The 16,297-nt window shown below is 62.3% G+C and carries 12 protein-coding genes; 2 read left to right on the top strand and 10 right to left on the bottom strand.

Annotated elements, in window-relative coordinates; all coding sequences use genetic code 11:
* Nucleotides 1–2 precede the first annotated feature (2 nt).
* The 9 genes from EQV97_RS04605 to glgA all read right to left on the bottom strand — a co-directional run bounded on the left by EQV97_RS04605 (nt 3) and on the right by glgA (nt 13,231).
* Nucleotides 3–611 carry an SAM-dependent methyltransferase gene (locus tag EQV97_RS04605; protein ID WP_240888516.1) on the bottom strand — a complete coding sequence of 203 codons (609 nt, stop codon included), beginning with the start codon at nt 609–611 and terminating at the stop codon, nt 3–5.
* On the bottom strand, nt 608–1,366 hold the full coding sequence (locus tag EQV97_RS04600) for a PIG-L family deacetylase (protein ID WP_122839755.1): 759 nt from the start codon (nt 1,364–1,366) through the stop codon (nt 608–610). Before EQV97_RS04600 ends, EQV97_RS04605 begins: the two co-directional genes overlap by 4 nt.
* The gene (locus tag EQV97_RS04595; protein ID WP_122839756.1) at nt 1,363–2,355 is read right to left on the bottom strand and encodes an acyl-CoA dehydrogenase family protein; all 993 of its coding nucleotides are present in this window, start codon (nt 2,353–2,355) and stop codon (nt 1,363–1,365) included. Before EQV97_RS04595 ends, EQV97_RS04600 begins: the two co-directional genes overlap by 4 nt.
* Nucleotide 2,356: 1 nt before the next feature.
* Nucleotides 2,357–4,516: a glycogen debranching protein GlgX gene (glgX, locus tag EQV97_RS04590; RefSeq protein WP_122839757.1), complete on the bottom strand. Its 2,160-nt coding sequence runs from the start codon at nt 4,514–4,516 to the stop codon at nt 2,357–2,359.
* A 114-nt stretch (nt 4,517–4,630) separates the two neighbouring features.
* Nucleotides 4,631–4,960 carry a DUF2934 domain-containing protein gene (locus EQV97_RS04585; protein ID WP_045058605.1) on the bottom strand — a complete coding sequence of 110 codons (330 nt, stop codon included), beginning with the start codon at nt 4,958–4,960 and terminating at the stop codon, nt 4,631–4,633.
* A 21-nt stretch (nt 4,961–4,981) separates the two neighbouring features.
* On the bottom strand, nt 4,982–7,759 hold the full coding sequence (locus EQV97_RS04580) for a malto-oligosyltrehalose synthase (RefSeq protein WP_240888515.1): 2,778 nt from the start codon (nt 7,757–7,759) through the stop codon (nt 4,982–4,984).
* A complete protein-coding gene (gene malQ / locus EQV97_RS04575) occupies nt 7,756–9,834 on the bottom strand; it encodes a 4-alpha-glucanotransferase (RefSeq protein ID WP_240888514.1) in 2,079 nt (692 codons plus the stop codon). The genes EQV97_RS04580 and malQ overlap by 4 nt, the downstream gene beginning before the upstream one ends.
* The gene (gene treZ, locus EQV97_RS04570) at nt 9,831–11,627 is read right to left on the bottom strand and encodes a malto-oligosyltrehalose trehalohydrolase (RefSeq protein WP_240888513.1); all 1,797 of its coding nucleotides are present in this window, start codon (nt 11,625–11,627) and stop codon (nt 9,831–9,833) included. Before treZ ends, malQ begins: the two co-directional genes overlap by 4 nt.
* Before the next feature lie 14 nt (nt 11,628–11,641).
* A complete protein-coding gene (gene glgA / locus EQV97_RS04565; RefSeq protein WP_240888512.1) occupies nt 11,642–13,231 on the bottom strand; it encodes a glycogen synthase GlgA in 1,590 nt (529 codons plus the stop codon).
* Between the two features lie 560 nt (nt 13,232–13,791).
* On the opposite strand from glgA, the gene EQV97_RS04560 reads away from it, so the two are divergent.
* A complete protein-coding gene (locus EQV97_RS04560; RefSeq protein WP_225569803.1) occupies nt 13,792–14,604 on the top strand; it encodes a crotonase/enoyl-CoA hydratase family protein in 813 nt (270 codons plus the stop codon).
* A 7-nt stretch (nt 14,605–14,611) separates the two neighbouring features.
* Nucleotides 14,612–15,442, top strand: coding sequence for an NAD(+) diphosphatase (gene nudC, locus EQV97_RS04555; protein WP_240888511.1), 831 nt, complete (start codon nt 14,612–14,614; stop codon nt 15,440–15,442).
* Here nudC and EQV97_RS04550 read toward each other — a convergent pair.
* Nucleotides 15,410–16,189: a TSUP family transporter gene (locus EQV97_RS04550; protein WP_045058598.1), complete on the bottom strand. Its 780-nt coding sequence runs from the start codon at nt 16,187–16,189 to the stop codon at nt 15,410–15,412. The two genes, nudC and EQV97_RS04550, sit on opposite strands and share 33 nt — an antisense overlap.
* Between the last annotated feature and the right edge of the window lie 108 nt (nt 16,190–16,297).

Genomic DNA, 16,297 nt, shown 5'->3' with positions numbered 1-16,297 from the left:
CGTCAGGTGCTGCTTCGCAGGCCTTCCAGGGTGGCCACCGAACGCGGTTCGCGACTCCATAGTTCCAGCAGGAAGTCGGCTTCCTGGTGCAACACCAGGCGCGGCAAGTGCAGGTGTTCGTGCAGCAGGTCATGCACCTGGCGGGCATTCAGGGGACAACCGTCGATGGGCGGGCGCCAGTGGCATGCCAACAGTTGACCGTCGGCGGTGAGGGACTGCGAGGCTTGTTCGATCAGGCGCTTGAGGTCTTCGGCATCGAGGTAGTAGCCAAGCTCACTGATCACGATCAGGTCGAATTTCTCACTCGGCCATTGCTCGGGCAAACGTGCCTGATGCACCTGCGCATGGCTGAACGGGCTCAAACGCGTACGCGCGAGGGCGACGGCGGCACTGGCGGTATCGCAACACACCAGGCGGTCGCAGCGGGTGGCGAGGTCGGCGCTCAATTCGCCGTTGGCGCACCCCGGTTCGAAAATGGCGCGGTAGCGCGGACGGGGCAGCGCAGCCAGGGTAATGGCCCGTTTGCGTTGTTCGTACCAGCGCTGGCGGAATGCCCATGGATCGTCACTGTTAGCAAACAAACCGTCAAAATATCGATCATCGACGCTCATACGAACACCACCTCAAAGGGTTGTAGCAGACGCTCCAGCACGAAGGGCGCGAGCACCGGTGGCAAACCGATCTGGGGGTCGCCCTCAAGCTGACTGGCGAAGGCATGGATTGCGTGGCGTTTGCGTGCGATCAACATCGGCGACAACAGGATCTTGCGCGCTCTATGCCAGGGAACACTGTGGTCTTCGGGCGTTGCCCAATGCCAGGTCCACACCGGCAGTTCATGCAAAGTCGCCCCGACACGCTGAGCCGCTTCAGCACTGGCACGCCCCACCGCTTCGTGATCGCAGTGCCCGTCTTCGCGCCAGGTGGTGAACACCACATCACTGGCGCGCAGATGACGCTCGATAAATGTGCTCAATTCGTCCTCCCTGGCTGCCACCTGGCTGTCGGCAAAACCACCACGCAACCACCTCAGGCTGTGCAATGGCAGCCCGAGCCGTCGTAGCGCTTCCACCGACTCCTGGGGGCGGACAGTGCTCAGGCGTTCCACCGGCCAGCGTTGTGAACCCGGATGACTGGCGCTGCCATCGGTCACCGAAATCAATTGCAGGTCACGGCCAGCCTCGGCCAGCAGCTGCAGGAAACCGCCGCAGCCGAGGATCTCGTCGTCGGGGTGTGGGGCAATGATCACCGCTCGAGCGCCCTTAGGGACCAGTTGCAGAATATCGATCACCGGCAGCTGCGCCAGTTGGCTGGAGGCTTGCCACTGATACAGCGGCGTGCCCTGGCCGACAATCGGATTGGTTTTCATAACGTCCATGTCCCTTCACGAATAATCTGCCCCAGGCCCGCGAGATCGCGCTCGGCGTGACTCTGGCGCAGAAAAACCGGCAGGTCGGCGCTCAGTTGCGCGAACTGCCGGTCTTTGCAATAAGGGCCGGCGCCCAGCGCGCGGCCGACATGATGAATGACTTGCTCGGCGGCGTTTTCAACCACTGCACGGGCGCGTCGGGCAAGCAATTCGGCGTCTTTCAGAGGGGCCGCATCTATCGCCAGGGCGCTGGCACGCAACACCGCGGCAGCGCCTTGCAGGGCACTGTCAACGGCGCCCAGATGGGCCAGGGCGTGGGGTTCGTCGCGCTGCGCACAATGCTCGCGTAACCGCTCGGCAATGCTGCAGGCCGCGCCATACCAGCAGGCGGCAATGCCGATTCCGCCTTGCCAGAAACCGGGGCGTTGCAGGTAATCGCCGGGGTTGCCGATGGCGGTCGCCTGGGCGTTGTCAAAGAGGACCTCGACGCTGCCGGTTGCGCCCATACCGACCGCTTGCCAGCCCACATCGGTCACCGTGACTCCTGGCTGATCAAGGGCGACTGCCACCAGTTGTTGACGGTCCTGCTCGTCCCAGGCAGTCAGCAGCGCATGACTGAGCACTGCGGCGCCGGAGCACCAGGCCTTGCGACCATTGAGCGCGACGGCCTGCGCTGAATGGGTCAGCCGAACCCGGGCATTCGGCGGTTCGGCCGCCCACATGCCCCAGGTACTGCCAGGCGGCGGCGCAAACGCACCGAGTTGCTGGAAAATCGCCAGCGCGTCGGTGTGCCCTTCATACAATTTGCACAACCGCAGATCATGCCCGCCCACCTCGGCCAACCGCTGGAATCGCTCCAGCGTGTGGCCTTGCCCCGGTAGCGGCAGTCGATCCAGACCTGCCTCCACCAGTTGCTCCAGGCACTGTCCTAGTGCCCGGGTGCCGTCGTAGTCCGTCGACTGGCGATCAAGACAGGTCTTGAGCTCCATTTCACTCGTCTTCCTCACGCTGCAGTTCGAACAACAGGAGCGAGCGGCCAGTCACGGAATATTCATGGCCAAACTCGAAACGTTCCTGACCACGGATCGAAGGTTGATTGGTGTCGACCATGCACGTCCAGAACACGCCCTCAGGGACTTCCGGCAAGGTGAAGTTGACGATGTCGTGATGCGCATTCACCACCAGGAGCAGGGTGGCATCTGCGCCCTTGCGACGAATCCCGGTTTCCTGGGCGCGACCGTCCAGCAGCATGCCGAGGCAGCGCCCATGGGCGTCTTCCCACTGCTCGATGGACATCTCGCTGCCATCCGGGGCCAGCCAGGTGACGTCCTTGACGCCGATATCCTCGTTGTAGTTGCCCACCAGGAAGCGTCCGCGACGCAGGATCGGGTAGGCCAGGCGCAACTTGATCAAGCGCTTGACGAATTTCAGCAGGGCCTTGCCGTCTTCGCTCAGGTCCCAGTTGACCCAGCCGATTTCGCTGTCCTGGCAATAGGCGTTGTTGTTGCCGTCCTGGGTGCGCGCGAACTCGTCACCGGCAACCAGCATCGGCGTGCCTTGTGACAGCAGGAGGGTGGCGAAGAAGTTACGCATCTGCCGCTGGCGCAGCGCGTTGATTTCCGGATCGTCGGTGGGTCCTTCGACGCCGTGGTTCCATGACAGGTTATTGTTGCTGCCGTCCTGGTTGTTCTCGTCGTTGGCCTCGTTGTGCTTGTCGTTGTACGACACCAGGTCATTGAGGGTGAAGCCGTCGTGGGCGGTGATGAAGTTCACCGACGAATACGGGCGTCTCCCGCGCTGGTTGAACATTTCGCCGGATGCCGTCATGCGACTGGCGAAATCCGCCAGCTGGCCGTCATCCCCTTTCCAGAACGAGCGCACCGTGTCGCGGAATTTGTCGTTCCACTCCACCCAGCCCGGCGGGAAGCCGCCGACCTGATAACCGCCGGGGCCGCAATCCCATGGCTCGGCGATCATTTTCACCTGGCGCAGTACCGGGTCCTGGCGGCAGGCGACAAGGAAGCTGTGGCGCTCGTCGAAACCGTCGTGGTAGCGCCCGAGGATGGTCGCCAGGTCGAAGCGGAAACCGTCCACGTGCATTTCCGTGGCCCAGTAACGCAAAGAGTCAGTGACCATCTGCAGGACGCAGGGATGGCTCAGGTCCAGGGTGTTACCGGTGCCGGAGTCGTTGATGTAGTAGCGCTTGTCGTCGGGCATCAGGCGATAGTACGACGCGTTGTCGATGCCGCGCATGGACAGGGTCGGGCCTTGCTCGTTGCCCTCGGCGGTGTGGTTGTAGACCACGTCGAGTATGACTTCCAGATTGGCTTCGTGCAGGTGCGCAACCATCTCCTTGAACTCGGCGATCTTGCCACTGGCCAGGTAGCGCGGGTCCGGGGCGAAAAACGCAATACTGTTATAGCCCCAGTAGTTGGTCATGCCCTTGTGCAGCAGATGCTGATCATTGACGAAGGCGTGAATCGGCAGCAGTTCGACCGACGACACACCCAGTTTGCGGATGTGCTCCAGCACGTCGTCCACCATCAGGCCGGCAAAGGTGCCTCGTACGTTTTCCGGAACCGAAGGGTGACGCATGCTGATGCCGCGGACGTGGGTCTCATAGATGATCGTCTTGTCCCACGGCACGCTGACGCGGTGGTCGTGGCCCCAGGTGTGTGCCGGATCGATGACCTTGCACTTGGGTACGAAGGGCGCGCTGTCGCGTTCGTCGAAGCTGAGGTCGGCGTCGGGGTGGCCGATGGTGTAGCCGAACAACGCCTCGGACCATTTCAGCTCGCCGACCAGCTGCTTGGCATAGGGGTCGATCAGCAATTTGTTGTGGTTGAAGCGGTGACCATTGGCCGGGTCGTAGGCGCCATACACACGGTAGCCGTAGATCAGCCCGGGATGGGCGTCGGGCAAGTAGCCGTGGTAGATCTCGTCGGTGTATTCGGGCAATTCGATGCGTTCGAGTTCGACCTCGCCCGAATCATCGAAAATACACAGTTCAACCTTGGTCGCGTTGGCGGAAAACAACGCGAAGTTGACACCCAGGCCGTCCCAGGTAGCACCGAGCGGGAAGGGCAGGCCCTCACGAATTCGCGAGGCCTCGGTGTGAGGTTCTGTCGCGGGTTTTTTTGGACTGCTCATAAATGCTCCTGCAAATGGGGTCGAATGCGGTGTGGCGATAGTTTTTTCAGGGCGAACGACCCCGACATGGCGAGCAAGCTCGCCATGAATCCAGTCAAATCAGAAAGTCTGTGGTCAGACCGAAGGTTTTTTAGTCGATCGCGGCTTTTTCTCGGGAGCCTTTTCGCCTGGCGGTATCACCGAGGAAGCGGCCGCAGGCTTGGCCTTGGCGGCGGCCTTGGGCTTGGCAGCAGGCTTGTCTTCAAGCTTGCCGTTGGGCTTGGCAGCCTTGCCCGCGACACCCTTGCTGCCAGCCGCCTTGGGCGACTTGCTGGGGGCCAGTGCTTCAGCTTCCGCCAGTTTGCGGGCCATCTCCCAATGACGGGCTTCCTGGCCCTCGGGCTGTCCTTCCGACTCCCAGATCTGATAGGCAAATTCGCGAACGCGTTTATCGTCGGTACTCATCGCTATGCTCCTGAACTGAACTCAAGCTTGTGTAGAAAATTGGATAAAAAGATTGACCGGGAATTCGCCCAGCGCGGTGCTGATGTTCAGCTCCTTGTGATTTGTGACTGTGGCGCCGGGAAAAAGTCCCTTCAGATTTTCTGCGGATGCCTCGAACGGTAATTTGACCCGGGTATCGCCCCACTGCAGCGCATCGACCAAGGGCTGGGCACTGTTTTTCAGCAGTTCGGCGCAACGAATCGGGACGATCACTACAGCCCTGCTGCCTGCATGTTCACGCATGAAGGCGAGCACTCTGTGGGCCTGGCTGCCGATCACCTCCAGTGGCTGATAGCTGCCACGGGCGAACAGTTGGGCATGCTCGGCCCGCAGGTTGAGGGTGCGGCGAATCAGCGTCTGCTTGATTCTCCCATCGCGCCAGGCCGCCAACTGCTCGGCCAGCTCCCGGGGTTGTGCCATGGCTTGCTGCCGGCTGTGGTAATCCACGGGCCTGCGGTTGTCCGGATCCACCAGCGAAAAGTCCCAGTAATCGTTACCCTGATACAAGTCCGGCACCCCAGGCACCGTCATGCGCAGCAAGGTTTGCGCCAGACTGTTCAGGGCACCGGGTGCCGCAAGTGCCTGGGCGGCCTTGGCCAGGGCCGAGCGCAACAGTTCACCCTCGGCACTCAGGAGCAAGCGCTCGATGAAGACCTGGACCGCTCGCTCGTAGGCGTCATTGGGCGCACTCCAGCTGCTTTGCAATTTGGCTTCGCGCAAGGCTTTCTGTTGCCACTGCCAAAGGCGCTTGGCGTACTCCTCGAGGCCCGCCTGATCGTCACTGCGCAGGTCCAGCGGCCAGCTGCCGAGGATGGCCTGGTAGAGGATCAACTCGTCGCCGGCAGACGGCATCTGCTCGTCGTCACGCAAGGGCCGGGCGAGGGTCTGCCACAGCGGCACCTGTTCGGCATACCAGGCGCTGCGCTCGCTCAATATGGCCAGTCGCGCGCGGGTGTCTTCACCGCGTTTGTGGTCATGGGTGGCCGTGGCCAGCAGATTGTCCGGGAAGGCTTCGAAGCGCTGCAGGCAAGCCTGGTGAAAATCAGCGACGGGCGCGCTGAACTGTTCGGTGCTGAAGCCCACGTCGTTGCGCGACAGCAATACTGCCGAACGATAGAACGCCGTGTCCTCGACCGCCTTGGCGGCCGCCGGTGACGTCAGTTGCTGGAAGCGTACGCAGGCATGCTTGAGAATCTTGCGCGAGCGCCCGATGGGGCGCTCACGCCATTGCTTGCCACCCAGCCAACCGGCCAGGCAGTCGAGCACCGGCCAGTCGGCCTCGCCGAGGGTCTGCCGCGCTCCTGCCAGGGCCTGCTGGAAGAACACATCGTCTTCGTCGCAACGTCCAAGCGGGCTGATGTAGGTGCGGTACACCGGAAAATGCACGATCAATTCCTGCAGCGCGCGGCGGATCGCGCCCAGAGTCAGGTCGCGGGTCATCAGGTCATCCCGGGCCACTTGCAGCAGTGCCTGGGCCACGCTTTCGAAATCGCCGGCCAATGAACCGTTGAGGATCTGCTGGCGGGCCAGTTGGGCTTCCTGGCGAAAGTCGGCAGGCCGTTCGCTGTACTTGCTCCACAGTTCACCCAAAGGTTGGGCGCCCTCGGGATCGTGTTGCAACAGCGACAATTGGTTCATGAACTCGTAGCCCGTGGTGCCGTCCACCGACCAGTCGCGATGCAGCGCTTCGCCTTCACCGAGGATCTTCTCGACGTAGATTGGCAGGTGGCGTTCGGGCGACAGCGAGTCGACCCGACGCCGCAGTTTGCGACAATAGCCACGCGGATCGGCCAGGCCGTCAATATGGTCGATTCGCAGCCCGTCGATCAGGCCTTCGGCCACCAGCTCGAAAATCTTCGCGTGGGTCGCCTCGAAGACGGCAGGGCGCTCCACGCGCAGGCCACCCAGTTCGTTGACGTCGAAAAAACGCCGCCAGTTGATGTCATCGCCCGCCGTTCGCCAACTGGCGAGGCGGTAGCTCTGGCGCTCGAGCAGCAGGTGCAGGCGCTCAAAACCCTCAGGCGTCTGCGAGTCATAACCTTGCAGATTCTGCTCGATACGCTGCCGGATGGCCGGGTCCCTGGCCAGTTCGCGCAGCTCTTCCTTGAGCGGTACTGCCAGGCTGTGGGCGTCGGTCTGGTAGCTCAGGGCAGAGAAGCGATCGGCGAGGAATTTGAGCGGCTCATCATCGCTCCTGAGCAACTCGCCGTAGCTGTTCGGGCAGATCGGGAAGTGATGATCGTAGTGCTCGACATGGAACGAGCCGCGCTGGGGATCGAAACGCAGGGGCAAGGTGCCTTCCTGCAATGCCACGCCGTAGTCGCTGCCCAGAAACGGCAGCAGCAACTGGCCTTCCATCAAGGGGTCGGGGGAATGCCACTGGATATCGAAGAACTCGCCGTGGGGGCTCAGGCGTCCCCATTCGAGCAAGTCCAGCCACCAGGGATTGTCACTGCCGCCGACGGCCATGTGATTGGAAACGATGTCGAGGATCAGCCCCATGTTCTGTTCACGCAAGGCCGCTACCAGGCGGCGCAACGCAGGTTCGCCGCCCAGTTCCGGGTTGACCTGGGTCGGGTCCACCACATCGTAGCCATGCATGGACCCGGCGCGCGCTGCGAGCAGGGGCGAGGCGTACACGTGGCTGATGCCCAGACTGGCGAAATACGGCACCAGGGGCACCGCCTGATCCAGGGTGAAGTCTTTATGGAACTGCAAGCGCAAAGTCGCGCGCAACGGTTGGATTAATGGTTGGTTCATTGGTCACGCTCACCGGCTTGAAGTCGCGCGCAGGCGAGCAGTTCCAGACGCCGGGCGGCGTCGGGGTCGTCGAGTAATGCCTCGCTGTAGCCCGGCAAACGCCGGCTCCAGTTTGGATGGGTATTGATGGTGCCGGGCAGGTTGGCCTGCTGCTCGATGCCCAAGGCATCTTCCAGCGGCAAAAGCACCAATGGCGCGCGCGTATGGCCCAGGAAGCGCACACTGGCGTCGAGCACCTGGTCGGTTTCATGGGACTCTTCGCGAAAGTTCTGCGGGTCTTCGCCCAGCACTCGGCGCAAGCCTTCACGCTCACGCTCGCGGTGCCGGCGCCATTCGATTTCACTGCTGGCGTCGGTCATGCCGAGGCGGGCATTCCAGTCGATATCGCGGCCGTGCCACCAGCCGTTGAGCGTCGGCAGGTCATGGGTGCTGGTGGTGGCCAGGGCATTGTCCGGCCAATCGAGGATCGACTTGAACTGCGCGTTATCCTGTTCAAACAGCAGCACCCGCATGCCGAGTATCGAGCGGGCGATGAGTTTTTCCTGCAGACCCTCAGGCACTGTGCCGAGGTCTTCACCGAGGACGATGGCCTGGTGCCGATGGGATTCCAGGGTCAGCAGGCGCAGCAGGTCATCCACCGGATAGTAGAGGTAGGCACCATCGGCAGGCGACGCGCCATTGGGGATCACCCATAACCGTTGCAGGCCCATCACGTGATCGATGCGCAGGCCGCCGGCGTGGGCGAAGTTGGCCCGCAGCATTTCAATGAATGCGCGAAAGCCGTTGCGCACCAGACCTTCCGGCGAGAACGCGGAAATGCCCCAGCCCTGGCCGGTGCGATTCAAAATGTCCGGTGGCGCGCCCACTGTCAGGGACGCGAGCAACTCATCCTGGCGACTCCAGGCCTGGCTGCCACCGCCATCGGCGCCGACAGCAAGGTCGGCGATCAGGCCGATGCTCATGCCGCTGCCGCGGGCCGCTGTTTGCGCGCGTTCCAGGCAACGGGTAATCAGCCATTGGCAGAAAGCGAAAAAGCCGATGCGTCCGGCATTTTCTTCGGCAAATTCGGCCAGCGCAGCGCTGCGCGGGTCTTGCCATTGCTCGGGCCACTCGCGCCAGTCGAGCGCTTCACCCTTGGCTGCGCGAGCCTCCTGGATGGCTTCGAAACGGCAATGATTTTCCAGCGCCTCGCCGCCGGCGTGGCGAAAGCTGCTGAAGTCGGGATGCAAGGGATGCTCACCCTGCACAAACCCTTCGTACAATGCCTGCAACAGTCGATGCTTGGCCTCGGCGGCAACCGGCCAGTCGATCAGCGCCAGTTCTTCGAGGTGCTTGAACTCGGCGGCCAGGCCGGTGGCGTCGATGGCGGCGCGCACCGCCCGCTCACCCAGAATGGCGCCGGGCGCGGCGTACAGGCTGTTCAGGAACAGGCGGCTGGACGGCGAGTACGGGCTGTAGCGTTGGGTGTCACTGCTGAACATGGCGTGCAGCGGACTGATCGCCAAGGCGTCGCTACCCCGTTCCCCGGCCACTCGGGCCAGGTCTTCGAGGGCCTGGGTATCACCGAAACCGCCATCGCCCGGGCGGCGCAGGGAGTACAACTGCACGCTCAAGCCCCAGGCGCGGGGAATCGGGTTGTCTACCGCATCGCCGACGCTGTAACAGCGGGCTGGCGCGACGGCCAGGGTAAATTGCTGGCCATCGATGCTGACGTGTTGATAACCGACCGGTACCAGGCCCGGCAATACTGAATTGGCATCCAGCTTCAGGTTGAGCCGCGAGCCGTCCTCAAGGTGGATTTCACACGGGGTCTCGGGCTCGAAGTAGCGCGCCAGATCGACCCCGACACCCACATCCGCCGTGAGCATCGGCGGCAGGTGGCGGGTTTGCTGGACTTCCTGCAACTGCAGCAGGCTGGCGTCAATTTCCAGGGCGGTGCCGGCGGGGTGGCCGAGACCGGTCAGGACATTGCGTAGTACTGCAGGGGCAACTTTTTGCGGGCGGCCGTTGGCGTCGATCCAGTCGACTGCCAGACCGGCGCGGCTGGCAAGTATTTCCAGTTGCGCATCACTCATTGGCGCTCTCCATCCGGGGGTAGCAAAGGGGCTGCGGCCTTGAGGCTGACTAGCGCGCTATACGGGGCGAGTTGCCCCTGATCCAACAGGCTGGTCGCGTGTGCCGGGTGTTCGAACAACACCTGGGCACCGGCCTGAGAAGTGTGGACCACGGGCGTGTTGCCGAGGTTCAGGTCAATGCGCAGCTCACTGCCATCGCCCATGCGCCAGCGTGCACTCACTGCTGCGTGGGCCAGCACCTTGGCGCCCAGGGAGCGCGCGCCAGGCAGCCGCGCAACGATATGCGCGTGGCGCAGGCTCAGCAGGCGCCGGTACAACGCATGGATGGCCGGGGTTTCAGCGGGTGCCAGGTCTGGAATCGATGCTTCGAATGTCTGCGGCGCATTAGGGTCGGGGATGCGCTCGCGTTTTTCCGGGTCAGCGAATGCACTGAAGGCTGCGAACTCGTTACGCCGGCCTTCGCGTACCAGCTCTGCCAGTTCGCCGTGGTGATCGGTGAAGAACAGAAATGGCTCTTCGGCACCGAACTCGTCGCCCATGAACATCAGCGGAATCATCGGCGACAACAGCAGCAACGCGGTAGCAGCGTGCAGGGCATCCGGGTGTGCGAGCTGGTGCAGGCGTTCGCCGAAGGCACGATTGCCGATCTGGTCGTGGTTCTGCAGGAACAGCACGAACGCAGTGGGCTCCAGGTGGCCGCTGGGTTCACCGCGTGTTTGGCCGTGGCGGTTGACATGGCCCTGGAACACAAAGCCTTCGCTCAGGCAGCGCGCCAATTGCCGGGTCGGCTGTTCGGCGTAGTCGGCGTAATACGCATCGGTTTCACCGGTGATCAACACGTGCAGGGCGTTATGGCCATCGTCGTTCCACTGGGCATCGAACCCTTCCTCGAGGAGGCTGGCCTGATTGTGTTCGTTCTCCAGCATCAGCCACACGTGCCTTCCGGGAGCCGTCTGCTGGCGGATGCGTTGTGCCAGTTCCTGCAGGAAATCCGGGCTTTCGATGGCGTGCACGGCGTCGAGCCGCAAGCCGTCGAAGCGGTACTCCATCACCCACATCAGGGCGTTGTCGATGAAGAAGTCGCGCACTTGGCGGCGACGGAAGTCGATGGCGGCCCCCCAGGGCGTGTGTTTGTCTTCGTTGAAGAAGCCCTTGGCGTAACGATGCAGGTAATTGCCATCCGGGCCGAAGTGGTTGTAGACCACGTCGAGAATCACCGCCAGGCCAAGGCCGTGGGCGGTATCGATCAAGTGCTTGAGTTGTTCCGGAGTGCCGTAGGAGGCTTGGGGTGCGTAGGGCAAGACCCCGTCGTAGCCCCAGTTACGCTCCCCGGGGAATTGCGCCAGGGGCATCAGCTCAATTGCAGTGATACCCATGTCGACCAGCCGCGCCAGGTGCTGCTCGACGCCACTGAAGCCACCGAGTGCACCCACGTGCAGCTCGTAGATTACCGCCTCGTGCCACGGCCGACCTTGCCAGCGGGTGTGCTGCCACTGATAGGCCGCGGGATCGACCACCACGCTGTGCAGGTGCAGGTCGCCGGCCTGCGCCCGGGACGCCGGGTCGGGCACTTGCAACTCGCCGTCGATGTTATAGCGGTAACGCGTGCCGGCAGGGCAGCGCGTCTCGATCACGAACCAGCCATTGGCCTGGGGCAGCAGCGGTAAGGATTGTCCATCTTCCAGTTCGACGCTGACGTCAAACGCATCTGGCGCCCACAAGGCAAAACGCGTGTGTTGTGCGTCCAGCATAATTGCGCCGTGGGGCCAGGTTTCAAGGGTCCGTAACGGCATCTGGTAAAAACCTCTTATTGTCGGTGCGATTTTCCCAGCGCCTTGGCGACCAGTCGTTCGTAAAGTTCGGCGTAGGGTTCAACGGCCTTGCACCAGTTGAAGGGTGCAGCCATGGCTCGGCAGCGCATGGCGTTGAGCAGGTCCGGGTAGGCAAATACCTTGAACGCGCGGCTCAGGGCCTCCTGATAGCTTTCTGCGGTGGATTCGTCGAAGAGGAAACCGGTGACGCCGTTTTCAATGGTGTCGGCCAGTCCGCCGGTGTTGCGTGCCACCGGCAAGGAGCCGAAGCGTTGGGCGTACATCTGGCTCAGGCCGCAGGGTTCGTAGCGCGAAGGCATCAGCAGGAAATCGCTGCCGGCAAACATGCGCCGGGCGTCGGTTTCATTGAAGCCGATGCGCACGCCGATCTGGCCGGGGAAGCGCAGGGCCAGCTCGCGCATGGCTTGCTCTTCTTCCGGTTCGCCACGACCGATGATGGCGATCTGGCCGCCGGATTTGACGATGTATTCGGAGACGGCTTCGGTCAGGTCCAGGCCTTTCTGGTAGACCAGCCGCGAAACCACCGCAAACAGCGGGCCTTCGGAAGCGTCCAGGCCAAACAGCTCGCGTACATGGTCGGCGTTCACCGCCTTGCCGTCCCAGTCGCCGATGGTAAACGGGCAGAACAGATGGGGATCGGTCGCCGCGTCCCAGCTCTCGTCGATGCCGTTTGGAATGCCGCTGAGCAGGCCTTGCTGGGTCTTGGCGGCAAGGAAGCCGTCGAGTCCACAGCCGAAGTCCGGCGTGGTGATTTCCTGGGCGTAGGTCGCGCTGACCGTGGTGATGTGGCTGGCGTAGGCCATGCCGGCCTTGAGGAACGACATCTTGCCATAGAACTCCATGCCTTCCTGTTGCAGGGCATGGGTGGGAATCCCCAGTTCAGGGCACGAGCCCAGGCTGGTGACGCCTTGATAGGCCAGGTTGTGGATGGTGAACAGCGTCGGGGTCCGCTGTCCACGCCAATGCATGTAGGCCGGCGCCAGGCCGGCTGGCCAGTCGTGGGCATGCACCAGGTCCGGGCACCAGTGAATCTGCGCCAGGTTGGCCGCGATATCTGCAGCGGCCAGGCCCAGGCGGGCAAAGCGAATATGGTTGTCCGGCCAGTCGCGACCGTTGTTGGCGCCGTAGGGCGACCCTTCGCGCTCGTAGAGCTCGGGGCAGATCAGTACGTAGATGACCAGGCCATCAGGCATGTCCATGCGCCCGATCTTGCAGGGCGGCAGGGCAGCATGGCCGCCCAGCTCACCGATGATGTGAATCGGGTTTTCGCTGTGGAGCACCTGCGGGTACCCGGGGATCAGCACACGCACGTCGTGCAGATGCGCCATCGCCCGCGGCAGCGCGGCGGAAACGTCTCCCAGGCCGCCAGTCTTGACCAGATCGGCGATCTCGGAGGTCACGAACAAGACGCGTTTCTTGTTCGGATTCTGACTGGTTACCGGTGGCAGTTTGCGTGTACTGGTCACGTTAACCGGTGCAGCGGATTGCGCATTGACTACGGTGCTCGACTCGCCGACCTGCTGATGAGCACGTTCTCCCTGAATATCTAAAGCCGCACTGATCATATGAATCTCCCGTGTTGTTGATCTAATTCTCGGTCTGGCACCAACGATGTTCGATGGCCTGTCCCTATGGCCGGGCGCAAACGCGCTACGCATCGGTGAGCAAACGCTGCCAACGCGTTAAAGCACAGTGGCTGGAGAGGGCTGTTGCAAAGATCGAACCAGTCGCAACACACCCACCTTTAAGCTGACCTTGCGCCAGCGGCAAAAGTTTCTTCTAATTTTCCCGGTTGTGACTGACCGGTTTTAACCGGCAAAAAGGAGTCTAGGCCAGAACCTAGAGCGGGCCAGTCCATTTGGGAAAATTGTTCGACAATCCTTTTCAAAGGGTAACGGCTGAGCCTGACGAAGGGTGATCGCACCGACGAAGGGCAGTTTTATTTTGCGTGACGCCTCACAATGTGACCGGTAAGTCACAATAATGGACCAGGTGTGACAGTTTCGTTGCACTGTTGTGGTGCGGGTTGGCCAGTCCCGCATTTGGCTGAACCGCTGCCTTACTGCAGCACCGGATGCCTTGTTATAGTTCGGGCCTCTTTTTTGCCAGGTCAAGGATCACTGCCATGTCCCAATACACCGCGTTCACCGTCGAACTGGCGGATAAAGTCGCCCATGTGCAGATCAATCGTCCGGAAAAGATCAACTCGATGAACGCGGCGTTCTGGAGCGAGATCATTGAGATCTTCCACTGGATCGACGACACCGACGAAGTGCGCGCAGTGGTGATCAGTGGTGCAGGCAAGCACTTTTCCTCGGGCATCGACCTGATGATGCTGGCTGGCGTCGCCAACGAGCTGGGCAAGGACATCGGACGCAATGCGCGCCTGCTGCGACGCAAGATCCTGGCCCTGCAAGCCTCATTCACGGCTGTCGATAACTGCCGCAAACCGGTGCTCGCGGCCATCCAGGGTTATTGCCTGGGCGGCGCGATCGACTTGATTGCCGCCTGTGACATGCGCTACGCCGCGCAGGACGCACAGTTTTCGATCAAGGAAATCGACATCGGCATGGCGGCCGACGTGGGCACCCTGCAACGCTTGCCGCGCATCATCGGTGACGGCATGCTGCGTGAACTGGCTTACACTGGCCGCTCATTTGGTGCCGAGGAAGCGCGCGACATTGGCCTGGTCAATCGCATCTACAGCGACAAGGAAAGCCTGCTCGACGGCGTGCTGGGCATTGCTCGCGAAATCGCCAGCAAGTCGCCGATCGCCATCACCGGCACCAAGGAGATGATCAGCTACATGCGTGACCACCGTATCGATGACGGCCTGGAATATGTCGCCACCTGGAACGCCGCAATGCTGCAATCCACCGACTTGCGCGTGGCCATGGCGGCCCACATGAGCAAACAGAAACCCGAATTTCTGGATTGAGTTAACCATGACTTCACGCTGGACCACTGCAGTACTGGACACCGACAAACCCGGGGGCTGGGCCGTGGCTCGCAGCCCCGAAGGCTTTCTGTATGACGATAATGGCGCGCTCTTCCCTCGGGAATGGCTCAAGCGCCAGGACCTGGCGATCCTCGCCGAGCATGGGATCGGCCATCTCGACGGCGAGCCGGTCTATCTGCTGGAGCTGCGTAGCACCAGTGAGGTGCCTGGCTGCAGCTGGAAGGGCTTGCGCGCCTTCATGCTCGAAGGCGATCACACGCTCTACAAGGTGCTGGGCTACGCCGCGCAAATTGGCACCTGGGCACGCGAGCACCGTTTCTGTGGCAATTGCGGGCAGGCGATGGTGCAGGTGCCTCGGGAACGCGCGATGTATTGCCAGCCCTGCGATTTGCGCAGCTACCCGCGTATCTCCCCCAGCATGATCGTACTGATCACCCGCGGCGATGAAATCCTGCTGGCGCGCTCACCGCGTTTTGTTACCGGGGTCTACAGCACGCTGGCGGGGTTTGCCGAGCCCGGGGAGTCGGCCGAAGAGTGCCTGGTGCGCGAGGTTCGCGAGGAAGTGCAGATCGAAGTGAAGAACATCCAGTACCTGGGCAGCCAGTGCTGGCCGTTCCCCCATTCGATGATGCTGGGCTTCCACGCGGAATACGCCGGGGGCGAAATTGTCTGCCAGGAGGACGAGATCGAAGACGCCCAGTGGTTCAACGTGCACGAGCTGCCGCCGTTGCCAGCGTCACGCTCGATTGCCCGTTACCTGATCGACGTTTATGTGGCGCGGCGTTTAGGCCACGCTGAACCAGTGCTGCCAGGCTAACCGCACGGTCAAGCCCAGCACCACGGTGATGAACACCGGGCGAATGAACTTCGCGCCGCCGCTGATGGCGGTGCGAGCACCGAAGAACGCCCCGACCATCACCGACAGGCCCATGCTCAGGCCGATGATCCAGTCCACCTGCCCGGAAAACACGAACACCGACAGCGCCGCAATGTTGCTGACGAAGTTCATGCTGCGCGCCACGCCACTGGCCTTCACCAGGTCGATGGGGTACATGAGCAAACTGCTCACGGTCCAGAACGCGCCCGTGCCTGGCCCGGCCACGCCGTCGTAGAAACCGAGGGTGAAGCCCTGGGTCGACTGCCACTTTTTCCTGATCGGCGCGTTGCTGTCCAGCGGCGCCTTGGGCGTGCCCCCGAACAACAGGTACAGGCCGCAGGCAAACACGATCACCGGGAGCATCTTGTTCAGCCATTCGGCCGGCAGGTAGTGCGCAACTACGGCGCCGGTCAGCGCGCCGATCAGTGTGCCGACAATCGCGTGCACCCATTGGCGCGGGTGGAACAGCTTGCGCCGGTAGAAAGTGAAACTGGCCGTGGCCGAGCCGAAGGTCGAGCTGAGCTTGTTGGTGCCCAGTACCAGGTGCGGCGGCAACCCGGCCGTGAGCAGGGCCGGGGTGGTCAACAGCCCGCCACCGCCGGCAATGGCGTCGATGAAACCGGCAATAAAGGCTACGACGGCGAGAATGGCAAGGGTGGTGAGGTCAACGCTGAGTTCGAAAGGCATGGAGTCGGCTTATTCGGCGGGTGCAGAGCAGGGCTGCAGGGAAGGGGCGACATATTACCCAATTATCTGGCCGGTTGGGCACCTGCCGGGATTCTGTGGTGGAGGTCC

The organism is Pseudomonas sp. TMW22090 (assembly GCF_022496665.1).
Lineage (GTDB): Bacteria > Pseudomonadota > Gammaproteobacteria > Pseudomonadales > Pseudomonadaceae > Aquipseudomonas > Aquipseudomonas gregormendelii.
The sequence above is the reverse complement of the archived record's forward strand: the minus strand, read 5'-3'. Positions and strand labels throughout refer to the sequence as shown.

Bases quoted from the DNA above. Each gene is read 5' to 3' on its own strand.
- EQV97_RS04595 (WP_122839756.1), bottom strand. From the start codon at position 2,355: ATGGAGCTCAAGACCTGTCTTGATCGCCAGTCGACGGACTACGACGGC.
- treZ (WP_240888513.1), bottom strand. From the start codon at position 11,627: ATGCCGTTACGGACCCTTGAAACCTGGCCCCACGGCGCAATTATGCTG.
- EQV97_RS04550 (WP_045058598.1), bottom strand. From the start codon at position 16,189: ATGCCTTTCGAACTCAGCGTTGACCTCACCACCCTTGCCATTCTCGCC.
- EQV97_RS04580 (WP_240888515.1), bottom strand. From the start codon at position 7,759: ATGAACCAACCATTAATCCAACCGTTGCGCGCGACTTTGCGCTTGCAG.
- EQV97_RS04560 (WP_225569803.1), top strand. From the start codon at position 13,792: ATGTCCCAATACACCGCGTTCACCGTCGAACTGGCGGATAAAGTCGCC.
- EQV97_RS04585 (WP_045058605.1), bottom strand. From the start codon at position 4,960: ATGAGTACCGACGATAAACGCGTTCGCGAATTTGCCTATCAGATCTGG.
- EQV97_RS04600 (WP_122839755.1), bottom strand. From the start codon at position 1,366: ATGAAAACCAATCCGATTGTCGGCCAGGGCACGCCGCTGTATCAGTGG.
- malQ (WP_240888514.1), bottom strand. From the start codon at position 9,834: ATGAGTGATGCGCAACTGGAAATACTTGCCAGCCGCGCCGGTCTGGCA.
- glgA (WP_240888512.1), bottom strand. From the start codon at position 13,231: ATGATCAGTGCGGCTTTAGATATTCAGGGAGAACGTGCTCATCAGCAG.
- glgX (WP_122839757.1), bottom strand. From the start codon at position 4,516: ATGAGCAGTCCAAAAAAACCCGCGACAGAACCTCACACCGAGGCCTCG.
- nudC (WP_240888511.1), top strand. From the start codon at position 14,612: ATGACTTCACGCTGGACCACTGCAGTACTGGACACCGACAAACCCGGG.
- EQV97_RS04605 (WP_240888516.1), bottom strand. From the start codon at position 611: ATGAGCGTCGATGATCGATATTTTGACGGTTTGTTTGCTAACAGTGAC.